13 protein-coding genes are annotated in these 13,750 nt (G+C 71.5%); 4 read left to right on the top strand and 9 right to left on the bottom strand.

Annotation, left to right across the window (positions count from 1 at the left end):
• Positions 1–163: 163 nt before the first annotated feature.
• The 3 genes from UO65_RS21345 to UO65_RS21335 all read right to left on the bottom strand — a co-directional run bounded on the left by UO65_RS21345 (position 164) and on the right by UO65_RS21335 (position 2,804).
• A complete protein-coding gene (locus UO65_RS21345; protein ID WP_063935988.1) occupies positions 164–1,135 on the bottom strand; it encodes a tetratricopeptide repeat protein in 972 nt (323 codons plus the stop codon).
• A 488-nt stretch (positions 1,136–1,623) separates the two neighbouring features.
• A complete protein-coding gene (locus UO65_RS38700) occupies positions 1,624–2,496 on the bottom strand; it encodes an SCO6745 family protein (protein ID WP_200873417.1) in 873 nt (290 codons plus the stop codon).
• A gap of 11 nt (positions 2,497–2,507) precedes the next feature.
• Positions 2,508–2,804, bottom strand: a complete 297-nt coding sequence (locus UO65_RS21335) for an MTH1187 family thiamine-binding protein (RefSeq protein WP_035285479.1) — start codon at positions 2,802–2,804, stop codon at positions 2,508–2,510.
• A gap of 173 nt (positions 2,805–2,977) precedes the next feature.
• Between UO65_RS21335 and UO65_RS21330 the strand changes: the two genes are divergently transcribed.
• On the top strand, positions 2,978–3,481 hold the full coding sequence (locus UO65_RS21330) for a MarR family winged helix-turn-helix transcriptional regulator (RefSeq protein WP_035285477.1): 504 nt from the start codon (positions 2,978–2,980) through the stop codon (positions 3,479–3,481).
• A gap of 69 nt (positions 3,482–3,550) precedes the next feature.
• Here the strand turns inward: UO65_RS21330 and UO65_RS21325 are convergent, their stop codons facing one another.
• The 5 genes from UO65_RS21325 to UO65_RS21305 all read right to left on the bottom strand — a co-directional run bounded on the left by UO65_RS21325 (position 3,551) and on the right by UO65_RS21305 (position 8,242).
• A complete protein-coding gene (locus UO65_RS21325; RefSeq protein ID WP_035285476.1) occupies positions 3,551–3,907 on the bottom strand; it encodes a DUF3817 domain-containing protein in 357 nt (118 codons plus the stop codon).
• Between the two features lie 78 nt (positions 3,908–3,985).
• Positions 3,986–5,035 (bottom strand): ABC transporter permease, encoded by a 1,050-nt coding sequence (locus UO65_RS21320; protein ID WP_052021475.1) that lies wholly within the window; start codon positions 5,033–5,035, stop codon positions 3,986–3,988.
• Entirely contained in the window at positions 5,032–5,931 is a 900-nt protein-coding gene (locus UO65_RS21315; protein ID WP_035285474.1) for an ABC transporter ATP-binding protein, read from the bottom strand. Before UO65_RS21315 ends, UO65_RS21320 begins: the two co-directional genes overlap by 4 nt.
• Positions 5,932–6,080: 149 nt before the next feature.
• Complete coding sequence (gene meaB, locus UO65_RS21310; protein ID WP_035285471.1) at positions 6,081–7,052, bottom strand: methylmalonyl Co-A mutase-associated GTPase MeaB; 972 nt, start codon at positions 7,050–7,052, stop codon at positions 6,081–6,083.
• A 2-nt stretch (positions 7,053–7,054) separates the two neighbouring features.
• Positions 7,055–8,242 carry an acetyl-CoA C-acetyltransferase gene (locus tag UO65_RS21305; RefSeq protein WP_035285468.1) on the bottom strand — a complete coding sequence of 396 codons (1,188 nt, stop codon included), beginning with the start codon at positions 8,240–8,242 and terminating at the stop codon, positions 7,055–7,057.
• 151 nt (positions 8,243–8,393) lie between these two features.
• Here UO65_RS21305 and mce point away from each other — a divergent pair, with 151 nt between their 5' ends.
• Positions 8,394–8,846 (top strand): methylmalonyl-CoA epimerase, encoded by a 453-nt coding sequence (gene mce / locus UO65_RS21300; RefSeq protein ID WP_035285465.1) that lies wholly within the window; start codon positions 8,394–8,396, stop codon positions 8,844–8,846.
• Between the two features lie 91 nt (positions 8,847–8,937).
• Here mce and UO65_RS21295 read toward each other — a convergent pair whose 3' ends face one another.
• A complete protein-coding gene (locus UO65_RS21295; protein ID WP_035285462.1) occupies positions 8,938–10,398 on the bottom strand; it encodes a peptide MFS transporter in 1,461 nt (486 codons plus the stop codon).
• A 269-nt stretch (positions 10,399–10,667) separates the two neighbouring features.
• On the opposite strand from UO65_RS21295, the gene ccrA reads away from it, so the two are divergent.
• Both ccrA and UO65_RS21285 read left to right on the top strand, forming a co-directional pair.
• Entirely contained in the window at positions 10,668–11,999 is a 1,332-nt protein-coding gene (gene ccrA, locus UO65_RS21290; protein WP_110081786.1) for a crotonyl-CoA carboxylase/reductase, read from the top strand.
• Between the two features lie 112 nt (positions 12,000–12,111).
• Complete coding sequence (locus UO65_RS21285; RefSeq protein ID WP_052021473.1) at positions 12,112–13,308, top strand: chromosome segregation protein; 1,197 nt, start codon at positions 12,112–12,114, stop codon at positions 13,306–13,308.
• The last annotated feature ends 442 nt before the right edge of the window (positions 13,309–13,750 follow it).

Below are 13,750 nucleotides of genomic sequence, written 5' to 3'. Positions count from 1 at the left end.
AGGGGCCCCGGCCAAACACATCCACCCAGCCGGGCACACCCACCAAACGACCGGCGACGAAGGCAGAGCACATCCACCCGGGCACCAACGCAAAGACCCGGCGCACAGACTCAAGACACAGCGAAGGGGCCCATCCAGCGGATGAGCCCCTTCGACCACAAGATCAGTACAGGGCAGAAGCCAGGTCCCGCCGAGCCTTGATCACCCGCGGGTCATCCGAGGCGAACAGCTCGAACAACGACACCAGGTGCGTCCGCGCCCGGTCCCGGTCGTCCCCGGACGACCGCGCCACCACGGCCACCAGCCGGTCGAAAGCCTGCTCGGCGGCCTGCCCCGCCAGTTCGAGGTCGGCGGCGGCAAGCTGCGCGTCGATGTCGTCCGGCGACATGTCGGCGCGCACGATCACCGATGGGTCGGTCACCTCCGCCCGAGCCAGGAACCGCACCTGGGCGAGCGCGGCCTTCGCCTCGGCGTTGGCGGGTTCGGCGGCGATGATCGCCTCGTAGGCGGCCTCGGCACCGGCGTAGTCGCCCTGCTCGAACGCGGCCTCGGCGGCGGCGAACCGCTCGTCCTCCGGTTCCTCGACCTCGGCGGCGGCCTCGGGCACCGCCGACTCGGCCGCGGCGATCCCCGGCAACCGGTCCCGCAGCGCGTCGAGCAACCCGCTCAACCACTGCCGCACCTGCGCCTCCGGCGGCACGTCCCCGAACGCCTCCACGGGCTGCCCGCCTGCGATCGCCACCACCATCGGCACCGACTGCACCCCGAAAAGCTGCGCGATGCGCGGGTTGGCATCGATGTCGGTGCGGGCCAGAATCCACGCCCCGTTGAACTCCGCGACCAACTTCTCCAGCATCGCGGTCAACTGCTGCGCCTGCCCCGACCACCCCGCGGTCAGCGCCACGATCACCGGCACCTGCAGGGACCGCTCGACGACGTCGGCCTGGAAGCTGGCCTCGGACACGTCGACGGTGAACGCCCCCGCGTCAGCGGCGGGGGCCTTGGCGGCACCGGCCGCGGCGGCGGGCGGGGCGGTCTTGGTGGCATCCGCCCGGGCTTTGAGAGCGGACAGGTCTACGGCCCGGGAAAGGGCGGCCGACAGTGCGGCGGTCTGGCGTGGGTCTGGCCTGGTCACCCCCACATCCTGGCACGCCCCCGCCGCCACCGTTCGGGCCACCGCCCCACAGGGTGGCCACGTTCACCATCCGGACACCCACCTCAAATGTGTGAAACGGGCGAACACCACCCCACCACCAGCGCGAACACCCCCCGAGGCCCACCCCACCAGCGCGAACCCGACACCTGGTCATCCACAACCCGAACCGGGCAGCCCCCGAATCAATCCCACCACGCGGCACCGACAGAAAGCCGCATCCGCTGGAGAGTTGTCCACACCCCGGCGGATGGAGCCCCCGAATCAATCCAAGCAGGCAGTACCGACATGAACGGGAATTCACGTCGGGCTTGTCCACAGCCGGATCAGTGGAGCCCCCGAATCAACCCAAGCACCGGGCACCGACGAGAACGCGGTGTGGGCAGCAGTTGTCCACAGGCGGGATCGAGCAGCCCCCGAATCGATTCAACCGGGGAGGGTAGGGGTGCGCAAACGGTTGTGCACAGGGCTCAGTCGACCAGGGCGGCGAGTGCGCTTTCCGGGGCCAGGCCCATCGGGTTGACCCGCATGCGGTCGTTGAGGCGGGTGATGGTCAGCGAGAGCGGGGCCATCAGTTCGACGAAGCGGGCGCAGCCCTGCTCGCCCAGTTCTGCCCAGGGGGCTGCCGCCGCCTCGTCGGTGAGGGCTTCCACCGATTCGCGGAGTTCGCGGCCCTCGTCGGTCAGGGTGCCGGGGGCTGAGAGGACGTCCCGTTCCAGCATCCGCTGTTCGGCTGCCGTCCACTCCTCGTCCGGGACCTGGCGGGCGGTTCGCATGTAGTCGGGTCGCAGGCCCGTGTCGGCGGCGAAGACGACCAGGGCTTCCACCGGGTCCAGGCCCGCGGTGACCAGGGCGGCCACGTGGCCGTCGCCCCGGGATTCGCGGAGGGTGGTGGTCGACTGCCACAGGGACAGGTGGGGTTGCGGGGGCAGGGGCAGGGCGGCGTTGGCCGCGCCGAGGGGGCGCCCGGCGGTGGGTGCCCAGGAGGCGGCGGTGCGGGCCAGGTCCGCCGCCTCGGCCACCTCGGGGGACGACACGGCCTCGCCGAGCATCCGGCGGAGGGCGCCGTCCACTCCGCGCAGGCGGGCGGCCAGGAAGTCCTCCGGGGAGGCGACGGTCCACGCCTCCGGCAGCGCCCGGCGGACGCGGGACGGGTGGAAGTTGTAGAACAGGCTGGTGACCAGCCACTCGGGGGCCGCGCCCAGGGGTGCGGCGCGCATGCCGAAGTAGCCCATCCAGCGGCCCTTGCAGCCCAGGGCGTCGGTCTCGGCGATCGACTCCGGGGTGAAGTAGGTGACGGCGTGGTACGGCTCGAAGCACTGCCACAGCAGGCGCGGGTCCACGGGGGTCTCCTTCATCGGGCGAGGTGGCGTTCGACGCGGTCGACCTTGGCGGTGAGCTGGCCGGTGTGACCGGGGCGGATGTCGGCCTTGAGGACCAGGCTGACCCTCGGGTACCGGGCCAGCAGCACGTCGGTGGCGCGCTTGACCACGGCCATGACCTCGTCCCACTCGCCCTCGACCAGGGTGTGCATCGCGTTGGTCTCGTTGGGCAGGCCCGACTCCCGGACGACGCGGACGGCCTCGGCGACGGCGTCGCCGACCGCCTCGGACTCGCCGCCGAGCGGGCTGACGCTGAACGCGATGAGCACGGTGGTCTCCTCACCGGGAGCGGGTGTGGCGGTCCCGGGCGCACACTATCGGGCGGCAGGCACCCCCGGGCGCCGGGCCGGGCGGGGTGGCCGGAACCGGGTGGGGTTCGCGGGTCCGGGAGGCGGCCACTGATCGGTCCGGGCGGGGCAACCCACTGGTAGCTTCAACCCCCATGAGGCCGCGCACGTTGCCGTTCGACCCGATCGCCCGCGCCGCGGAGCTGTGGGAGGAGCGGATCGGCGACTCCTCGACGATGGCCGCCGTGACGAGCGTGATGCGCGTCCAGCAGATCCTCCAGTCCGCTGTGGACACCGCGTTGAAGCCGCACGGGCTGACCTTCGCCCGGTACGAGGCGCTGGTGCTGCTGACCTTCGCCAAGCGCGGCAGCCTGCCGATGCGGGTGATGGGTGAGCGGCTGCAACTGCACCCGACCAGCGTCACCAACATCGTCGACCGACTGGAGGCCGACGGCCTGGTGCGCCGGACCCCGCACGCCACGGACCGGCGCACGACGCTGGCCGAGATCACCGAGGCGGGCCGCGAGCGCCGGGCCGAGGCCACGGCGGCGGTCACCTCCGTCGACTTCGGGCTGCGGGGGCTGACCGAGCGGCAGACCGCGCAGCTCACCGACCTGCTGTCGAAGGTCCGCAAGGCCGCGGGCGACTACCAGGACTGAGCCCCGGGGTCTCCTGGCACGAGAACAGGGACGGCCCGGGGTGGGCCGTCCCTGTCGCGTGAGGGTGGGTCAGACGGGTTCGGGGACGCCGATCTGCGGGGTCCGGGAGCGGTGCGCCCCGCCGATGGGGTCGAGCTTGCCGGTGCGCAGGGCCCAGCGCTCGTAGACCAGGGTGGCCAGCGGCGGCACGCTGCAGACCAGCGCCCAGACGGTGGTCCAGCGGTTCCACCGGTACTCGCGCGCGGCGAGGGCGGTCACCAGCAGGTACGCCACGAAGACGAAGCCGTGGACCGGGCCGAAGACCTTGACCCCCAGCTCCCCGGACTCGGTGACGTACTTGAAGAACATCCCGACGAGCAGGCCGACCCAGGAAACGGCCTCGGCGAAGGCGACGGCACGGAAGCGACCGGCTGCGGTATCGAACATGGCTCCAGTGTGGAGTGTGAACGGGCTCACCGGCAGCGCGCCCCACAGGGCTCTGACCTGCGACAACGGTTCGAAACCCTAGTTGTCCTCCCAGGTGAAGACCTTCGATGCGATGAAGCTCACCACCAGGGTGAAGCCCAGCAGCACCGCGCAGGGCACCAGCAGCGCCTCGAAACCCTTGCCGCGCACCAGGAAGTCGGTCATGCCGTCGTTCATGTGGCGCAGCGGTAGGATATTGGACACAGCCTGCAACCAGCCGGGGGCGTTCTCGATCGGGAAGAACGAGCCGGACAGGAACGACATCGGCAGCACCAGGATGTTCGCCGCCCCGGAGGCCGCTTCCTCGGTCTTGCAGAACGCCCCCACCAGCATCCCGATGGAGAAGAACGCCAGGATGCCGAGCAGGAACACCGGGATCGACAGCCACCAGGTGCCCGAGAGCGCCAGCCCGAACACCGGCAGTGACGCCACGGCGACGAACAGCACCGCCTGGACGATGGCCACGGTGATGGTGACCAGCAGTCGGGAGCCGAGCACCGTGGTCGTGCTGACCGGGGCCAGCCGCAGCTTGCGCAGCACCTGCTTGCGCCGCCAGCTCACCAGCGGCAACGCCGCCCCGAACACCGCGGAGATGGCGATCCCCCAGCTCAGGATGCCCGGTGTCAGGTACTGGATGGCCTTCAGCGACGAGTCCTCGACCTGGGTGGCGGCGAAGGCGAACTTCGGCGGCTGCCCGCTCGCGGCGACGTTCAACTCCTGGGTGACGCCCTGCACCAGCCCGCGCACCGTCCCCGCCCGGGCCTGGTCGCTGGCGGCGAAGTGCAGCACGACCCGGTCGCCGGTCACCTCAACCAGCCCGGGCAGGTCCCCGTCGCGCACCTCGGCCAGCCCGGCGTCGAGGGTGTCGTAGCGCTCGACCTCCACCGCCCCGGTCTCGCGGAGCGCGGCCACCACCGGTCCGTCGCCGACCGACCCCAGCTTGATCCGGTCGGTGCCGGAGTCGCTGAACAGCAGCCCGAACACCACCAGGAACATCAGCGGGAAGACGAACGTGAAGAAGAGGGTCGTCTTCTCGCGGAAGAAGCCCTTGGCCATCGCCAGCGACAGGCTCTTGAAGGGGCTGTTCACGCCCGGTACTCCCGTCCGGTCTGGTGCAGGAAGACGTCTTCGAGGGTCGCCGTGCGCACCTGCAACCCGTCCAGCGTGCCCCGCTCGGCCAACGCCGAGAGCAGCGGCGCGGGGGTCCGCGTGCTGATCGTGAGCGACTGGTCGTCCTCGGTCACCTCGTCGGCGCCGGGCAACCCGGCCGCGGTCGCCGCGGCGAGCGCGCCCCGCTCCAGGACCACCCGCACGGGGGCGTCGAGCCCGCGCACGAGCGCGGCGGGGGTGTCGAGGGCCAGCACCCGCCCCGAGTCCATGATCGCCACCCGGTCGCAGAGGACTTCCGCCTCGTCGAGGTAGTGGGTGGTGTAGACGATGGTCTTGCCCCTGGCCTGGATGGCGCGCAGCACGTCCCACAGGTTCCGCCGCGCCTGCGGGTCCAGCGCCGCGGTCGGCTCGTCGAGGAAGACGACGTCGGGGTCGTGCACCAGGGCGCAGGCGATGGACAGCCGCTGGCGCTGCCCGCCGGACAGCCTGTCCTCCCGGGTTTCCGCCTTGTCGGCGAGGCCGACGAGGTCGAGCACCTCCCGCGCCCGCGCCGGGCCGACGCCGTAGAGGGCGGCGAAGGTCTCCAACTGCTCGCGGGCGGAGAGCTTCTCGAAGAAGGCGGACGCCTGGAGTTGCACACCGACCCTGGGGAGGAGCTTGACGTTGCGCGGGAAGGGGTTCTCGCCCAGGAGGCGGACCGAACCGCCGTCGGGGCGGCGCAGGCCCTCGACGATCTCGAGGGTGGTGGTCTTGCCCGCGCCGTTGGGGCCGAGGATGCCGAAGAACTCACCCTCCGCGACGGTGAACGACACACCGTCGACGGCTGTGAGGTCCCCGTAGGACTTGCGGATGTCCTCGACGACGATCGCTGCCATGCGGGGAAGATAGCCCGTTCGGGTGACGGGCGGAGGGGAAACGCGCGGGTTGGGCCGAGTGGACGCGCTCGGCCGCGTGGCGGAGCGCCGGTCTTTCGCGGGGGTATCCGGCTGACCGTGCTCCCGAAGCCCGGGGCTTTGCGGGGAGGCTAGTTCGCCGCCTTGATGTCCTCGATGAGGGTGGTGGCGGCGGCGTACGGGTCGAGGTGGCCTGCCATGACCTGCTTGGCGAGGCGGTCCAGGGTGTCGCCGCCGCGGAGGTTGCCGAGGGTGGAGCGGAGGGTTTCGACCGCGATGGCCTCGACCTCGGTCCTGGCGCGGTGGGTGCGGCGCTCGGCGAGTTCCCCGCGCTCGACCATCCACGCGCGGTGCTCGGCGATGGCCGCGGTGACCTCGTCGATGCCCTCGGTGCGGGCGGCGACGGTCTTGCAGACCGGCTGGCGCCAGGTGGCGCCGCGGATCTCGCGCCTGCCCAGGGAGATCATGTACTTGAGTTCGCGGACAGTGGTCTCGGCGCCGTCGCGGTCGGCCTTGTTGACCACGAACACGTCGGCGATCTCCAGGATGCCCGCCTTGGCGGCCTGGATGCCGTCGCCCATGCCGGGGGCGAGCAGGACCAGGGTGGTGTCGGCCAGCGACACGACGTCCACTTCGGACTGGCCGACGCCGACGGTCTCGATGAGGACCACGTCGAAGCCCGCGGCGTCGAGGACGCGCAGGGCCTGGGGGGTGGCCCAGGCCATGCCGCCGAGGTGGCCGCGGGTGGCCATGGAGCGGATGAAGACGTCCGGGTCCGTGGCGTGGTCCTGCATCCGGATGCGGTCGCCGAGGAGGGCGCCGCCGGAGAAGGGGGAGGACGGGTCGACGGCGAGGACGCCCACCCGCTTGCCCTGCGCGCGGTAGGCCGACACGAGCGCGGAGGTGGTGGTCGACTTGCCGACCCCCGGGGAGCCGGTCAGGCCGATGACCTCGGCCCGGCCGGTGTGCGGGGCCAGCGCCGCGGCGACCTCGCGGAGCTGCGGGCTGGCGTCCTCGACGAGGGAGATGAGCCGGGCGACCGCGCGCGGCTGTCGCTGCCGCGCGCGGTCGACCAGGTCACCGACCTCCACTTTCCGGGCCAAGCTCAGGCCTTGGGCACGCTGATGATCAGCGCGTCGCCCTGGCCGCCGCCGCCGCACAGGGCGGCCGCGCCGACGCCGCCGCCGCGGCGCTTGAGCTCGTAGGCGAGGTGGACCACCAGGCGGGCACCGGAGGCGCCGATGGGGTGGCCCAGGGCGATGGCGCCGCCGTTGACGTTGACGATGTCCTCACTGACGCCCAGCTTGTCCGTGGACACGACGCCGACCGCGGCGAAGGCCTCGTTGATCTCGATCAGGTCGAGGTCGCCAGGCTCCAGCTTCTGCTTGGCCAGCGCCGCCTTGATGGCGTTCGACGGCTGCTCGTGCAGGCTGGCGTCCGGGCCCGCGACGACGCCGTGCGCGCCGATCTCGGCGAGCCAGGTCAGGCCCAGCTCCTCGGCCTTGGCCTTGCTCATCACCACGACCGCGGCCGCGCCGTCGGAGATCTGCGAGGCGGAGCCCGCGGTGATGGTGCCGTCGCTGGCGAAGGCCGGGCGCAGCTTGCCCAGGCTCGCCGCGGTGGTCTCGCCGCGCACGCCCTCGTCGGTGTCGAACACGACCGGGTCGCCCTTGCGCTGCGGGATGGTGACCGGGGCGATCTCGTCGGCGAAGCGGCCGTCGGCGATGGCCTTGGCGGCCTTCTGGTGCGAGGCGGCGGAGAACGCGTCCTGCTGCTCGCGGGTGAGGCCGTAGCGGGTGTTGTACTTCTCCGTCGAGGAGCCCATGGCGACCTGGTCGAAGGCGCAGAACAGGCCGTCGTAGGCCATGTGGTCCTGCAGGGTCACGTCGCCGTACTTGAAGCCGGAGCGGGACTTCGGCAGCAGGTGCGGGGCCTGGGTCATGGACTCCTGGCCGCCCGCGACGACGATGTCGAACTCGCCCGCGCGGATGAGCTGGTCGGCCAGGGCGATCGCGTCGAGGCCGGAGAGGCAGACCTTGTTGATGGTCAGCGCGGGGACGTCCATCGGGATGCCCGCGGCGACGGCGGCCTGCCGGGCCGGGATCTGGCCCGCGCCCGCGGTCAGCACCTGACCCATGATCGTGTACTGCACCTGCTCGGGCTTCACGCCCGCCTTCTCCAGGGCCGCCTTGATGGCGAACCCACCGAGCTGGGCGCCGGTGAAGTCTTTGAGCGAACCGAGCAGTCGGCCGATGGGCGTGCGCGCCCCGGCAACGATGACGGATTCGGACACGGCGGTCTCCTATATGGCTCTTGACGAACAGACGACGGCGAACGTGCGTTAACCGGGACCATACCCGCGCGTGACCGGTTCGCCACGTGCTCGTGTGAGTAGCCGCACAGCAATTGGTTACCGATGGGTAGGTCCGGCGTATCGTTCCCCCATGAACGAAGCACTTGTCCCGCACGTGGTGGCCATCGACCACGTCGGAGTGGCCGTGCCGGACCTGGACGAGGCGATCGCGTTCTACCGCGACCACTTCGGCCTGGTGTCCGTGCACGAGGAGGTCAACGAGGAACAGGGCGTGCGCGAGGCCATGCTGCGCGCGCCGGGCGACGACGGGACCGGGACGGCCGTGCAGTTGCTGGCCCCGATCAACGACCAGTCGACGATCGCCAAGTTCATCGCCCGCGGCGGCCCCGGGTTGCAGCAGCTCGCCTACCGGGTGGCCGACGTCGAGGCGACCGCGGACGCGTTGCGCGCCAAGGGGTTGCGCCTGCTCTACGACAAGCCCAAGCGCGGCACCGCCGACAGCAGGGTCAACTTCGTCCACCCCAAGGACGCCGGTGGCGTCCTGGTCGAACTCGTCGAGCCCGCCGCCGACGGCGGCCACTAGCCGACGGGGGAGCGTGCCACCCGGTCCCCACCGTGGCGCGCTTCCCCCGCCGCTGGATCGAATCCGCCGATCCCGCTGAATCGGATCAGGCTCAGCGCACGCCGCCCATGAGCCGCCGCACCACCGGGGTGAGCGCCGCCATCACCAGGCCGAGCGCGATCGCCCCGCCGCCGAGCAGGCCGAAGTACACCGGTTCGCCGTCCGCGGTGTAGTACTCCGCGAGCGCACCGGCCACCGAGCTGCCGAGCGCGATCGACAGGTAGAACAGCGCCACCATCTGCGCCCGGTACGCCGCGGGCGCCAGCTTCGTCGACAGCGACAGCCCCACCGGCGACAGGCACAGCTCACCCAGCACGAAGATCAGCAGCACCAGCACCAGCAGCCACGGCGAGACCACGTGCTCGCCCCTGGTGAACCCCAGCAGCGCCATCACCAGGAACGCCACGCCCATGAACCCCACACCGAGGGCGAACTTGACCGGTGTGGACGGCTGGCGCGGCCCGAGCCGGACCCACAGCGCGGCGAACACCGACGCCAGCAGCACCACGAACAGCGGCTCCACCGAGCTGAACCACGACGGCGGCACCGCGAAGCCGAACACGTCCAGGTCGACCCGCTCCTCGGCGTAGATGGCCAGCACGGTGAACTGCTGCTGGAACAGCGCCCAGAACCCGAAGCTCACCAGGAACATCGGCACGAACGCCAGCACCCGCCGCCGCTCGACGCGCTCCACCCGGCCGCTGGTGAGCAGCACGGCGAACAGCGCGACGGCCGCGGCGGCGATGACCCAGGTGACGACGGTGGCCAGGTTGTCCGCGTCGATCACCCCGGTGAGCACCAGCACGACGACCGCGGCGACGCCCAGCCCGATCACCACGGCCGAGCGCACCCGGCCCGCCGCGTCGAGCGGGTCGGGCACCGCGCGGCCGGATTCGGGGAGGTTCTTGCGCCCCAGCGCGTACTGCGCGAGCCCGATCGCCATGCCGACCGCGGCGAGCCCGAAGCCCCAGTGGAAGCCGAGCCGGGTCTGCAGCAACCCGGTCAGCAGCGGTCCGACGAGCGCGCCGATGTTGACGCCCATGTAGAAGATCGAGAACCCGGCGTCGCGGCGGTCGTCGCCCTCGGCGTAGAGCGCGCCGACCAGGGTGGTGGCGGTGGCCTTGAGCCCGCCGGAGCCCAGCGCCACGCAGACCAGCCCGACCGCGACGCCTGCCACGCCGGGCAGGGCGGCGAGGGCCACGTGGCCGACGAGGATGGACACGCCGCTATAGAACAGGGTGCGCTCCGGCCCGAAGAGCCGGTCGGCCACCCACGACCCGGCGATCGTCGACAGGTACACCGACCCGCCGTAGGCCCCGACGATCCCGGCCGCGGTGGCCTGGTCGATCCCCAGACCGCCCTCGGCGGCGGAGAAGTACAGGTAGTACAAGAGGATGCCCTGCATCCCGTAGAAGGAGAACCTCTCCCACATCTCTGTTCCGAACAGGTTCGCGAGCCCTCGTGGGTGCCCGAAGAACCCGCGCTCCTGATCGACCTCGGTGGAGGTGGCCACAGTGACACGTCCCTTTGCTCCGGGGTGCGACGGCGCCCCGGAGGCCGTCGCACACTGATCCCGACTTTCCCAGGTCCGCGAACCGCACACCCGATGAGGCCGAACTGTTGCCCGGTGACAGGTCCGGTGGTCGCGGCGGTTGCCGGGGCATAGCCTGCGGGTGCCATCTGTCACACCGCTGGTGCTGAATCGCTACCCGCAAGTAACCTCGCTCCACCTGGGCCTGGACACCCGGGCGACGAACCGAAATCCCCTCCAGGAGGTCCGCCGTGCAGAAGATCCTCGACGCCATCCAGGCCGATGAGCTGGATGCGATCGGCTCGCTGCCGGTCCCCGAGCACTACCGCGGGGTGACCGTGCACGCCGACGAGGTCGAGATGTTCAAGGGCATGGCCTCGCGCGACAAGGACCCGCGCAAGTCCCTGCACCTCGACGAGGTCGCCACCCCCGAACTCGGCCCGGGCGAAGCCCTGGTCGCGGTGATGGCGAGCGCCATCAACTACAACACCGTGTGGACCTCGATCTTCGAGCCGGTCTCCACGTTCAAGTTCCTCGAGCGCTTCGGCAAGCTCTCGCCGCTGTCGAAGCGGCACGACCTGCCCTACCACGTGGTCGGCTCCGACCTGGCGGGCGTCGTGCTGCGCACCGGCCCCGGCGTGCACAGCTGGAAGCCGGGCGACGAGGTGGTCGCGCACTGCCTCAACGTCGAGCTGGAGAGCCCGGACGGGCACAACGACACGATGCTCGACAACGAGCAGCGGATCTGGGGCTTCGAGACGAACTTCGGCGGCCTCGCCGAGATCGCCCTGGTCAAGGCGAACCAGCTCATGCCGAAGCCGGACCACCTCACCTGGGAGGAGGCCGCGTCCCCCGGACTGGTGAACTCCACCGCCTACCGGCAGCTCGTCTCCACCAACGGCGCCAACATGAAGCAGGGCGACACGGTCCTGATCTGGGGCGCCTCCGGTGGCCTGGGCTCCTACGCCACCCAGTTCGCGCTCAACGGCGGCGCCATCCCGATCTGCGTGGTGTCGAGCCCGGAGAAGGCCGAGATCTGCCGCAAGATGGGCGCGGAGCTGATCATCGACCGCAACGCGGAGGGTTACAAGTTCTGGAAGGACGAGTCGACCCAGGACCCGAAGGAGTGGCAGCGGCTCGGCAAGAAGATCCGCGAGCTCACCGGCGGTGAGGACCCGGACATCGTCTTCGAGCACCCGGGCCGCGAGACCTTCGGCGCCTCGGTCTACGTCGCCCGCAAGGGCGGCACCATCGTGACCTGCGCGTCGACCTCGGGCTTCATGCACGAGTACGACAACCGGTACCTGTGGATGAACCTCAAGCGGATCATCGGCTCGCACTTCGCGAACTACCGCGAGTCCTACGAGGCCAACCGGCTCATCGCCAAGGGCCTGGTGCACCCGACCCTGTCGAAGACCTACGCGCTGGAGGACACCGGCCAGGCCGCGCTGGACGTGCACCGCAACTCCCACCAGGGCAAGGTCGGCGTGCTGTGCCTGGCCCCCGAGGAGGGCCTGGGCGTGCGCGACCACGAGATGCGCGCCAAGCACCTGGACGCGATCAACCGCTTCCGCGGGGTCTGAGGAGGACTCTCCCGGGTGCCGCCGCCCAGACCGGCGGCACCCGGGAGTTGCCATCGGCAATTATTCGGCCAGTTGCCGGGAGTGGCGACAGCGGGACAGGTAGCGTGGGCGCATGGCTTTGGGCGAGGAACGCGATCTGGTGCCGCTGGGTCCCGGTTTCGACATCACCAAACGCGGCTACAGCCGCGGCCAGGTCGACGAGCACCTGGAGCGGATCGACGCGGAGCTGCAACTCCTGCACGCCGACCGCAACGCGGCCGTCGCGCAGGCGGGCGACCTGGCCAAGCAGCTCGAGAGCGCCCGCGGCCAGATCGACGACATGCGCGGGCAGATCGACCGGCTGTCGCTGCCGCCGACCACCCTGGAGGGCCTCAGCGAGCGCCTGCAGCGGATGCTGCGGCTGGCCACCGAGGAAGCCGAGGAGACCCGCCGCCGCTCGGAGGCCGAGGCCGCGCACATCCGCGCCCAGGCCGAGGCCGACGGCCAGGCCCTGCGCAGGCAGTACGACCAGATGATGGCCGACCTGGAGGCCCGCCGGGTCGCCATGGAGAACGAGCACCGGGGCATCGTCGAGAAGGCCCGCGCCGACGCCGACCACCTGGTCGGCTCCGCCCGCGCCGAGGCCGCCCGGCTCGAAGCCGAGTCCGAGGCCCGCCGCACCCAGGTCGAAGAGGACTTCGAGATCGCCATGGCGGGCCGCCGCACCGAGTCGATGCGGCAGCTCGCCGAACGCGAGGCCACCAGCAAGGCCGAGGCCGAACGGCGGGTGCGCGAGGCCACCGAGGAGGCCAACCGCCGCCGCCACGACGCGATCACCGAGGCCACCGCCCGCCTGCAGGAGGCCACCACCGAGGCCCACCGCCGCGTCCGCGAGGCCACCGACGAGTCCAACCGCCGCATCAGCCACGCCACCGAGCGCGTCGCCGCGCTGCGCCAGCTCCGGGCCAGGGTCGCCGACCAACTCGTCTCGGCCCGCGACCTCATCGCCGACGCCCACGTGCAACTCGCCGACGCCGCCCCGGTCCTCGACCCCCTGCCGGAGGAACGCCTCTCCACCAACCCGGTGGTCGACGGCTCCCCGTCGGACGACTCCCCGACCAGGGCGATGCAGTCGGTGCGGCGCACCCCCGCGGACCGCCCGCCCGCCATCGCGGGCCCGCCCAAGGAACCGTGGGAACCCACCGAGGTCACGGCCACCGAGCAGCCGGTCCCGTCCGCGGAACCCACCCCCCAGGGCGACCGCACCCAGCAGCTCGCCAAGCCGTCCCCCACCACCCGCAGACCCGCCCCCACGGCCCCCGGGAACTAGGGCCCGCCCCAAGGCCGCCCAGCCACCCCGCAAATCGGCGGCCCGGTTGGGCAGCCACCCGGGTGGGTGGACGTGCTTGACCGACCACCCCACAAACCACCCGCCCGGCGAGCGAATGCCCGGGTTGGTGGATGCGCTCGGCCGCCGACCACCCCGAAACCCGCCGGCCCGGCTACGCAGAGGCCCGGGTGGGTGGATGCGCTTGCCCAGCCAACCACCCCCGAAACCGCCGGCCCGGCGAGCAACTGCCCGGTGGGTGGAGGTGCTTCCACCCCAGGAACCGCAGGCCCGGCCACCAGCCACCCGAACGCCACTGGCGCAGCCACCAACCGACCACCCCGAAAACCAGCGGCCCGGCGAGCAAATGCCCGGGTGGATGGATGCGCTCGGCCAGCCGCCCACCCCGAAAACCGGCGGCCCGGCGGGCAAATGCCCGGGTGGG

The sequence above is a fragment of the Actinokineospora spheciospongiae genome, assembly GCF_000564855.1.
In the GTDB taxonomy this organism is placed as follows: domain Bacteria; phylum Actinomycetota; class Actinomycetes; order Mycobacteriales; family Pseudonocardiaceae; genus Actinokineospora; species Actinokineospora spheciospongiae.
The sequence above is the reverse complement of the archived record's forward strand: the minus strand, read 5'-3'. Positions and strand labels throughout refer to the sequence as shown.

What these genes read in the sequence shown, in the direction of transcription:
- UO65_RS21330 (WP_035285477.1), top strand. Translation starts at nt 2,978, where the DNA reads ATGAGGCCGCGCACGTTGCCGTTCGACCCGATCGCCCGCGCCGCGGAG.
- UO65_RS21325 (WP_035285476.1), bottom strand. Translation starts at nt 3,907, where the DNA reads ATGTTCGATACCGCAGCCGGTCGCTTCCGTGCCGTCGCCTTCGCCGAG.
- UO65_RS21315 (WP_035285474.1), bottom strand. Translation starts at nt 5,931, where the DNA reads ATGGCAGCGATCGTCGTCGAGGACATCCGCAAGTCCTACGGGGACCTC.
- mce (WP_035285465.1), top strand. Translation starts at nt 8,394, where the DNA reads ATGAACGAAGCACTTGTCCCGCACGTGGTGGCCATCGACCACGTCGGA.
- UO65_RS21285 (WP_052021473.1), top strand. Translation starts at nt 12,112, where the DNA reads ATGGCTTTGGGCGAGGAACGCGATCTGGTGCCGCTGGGTCCCGGTTTC.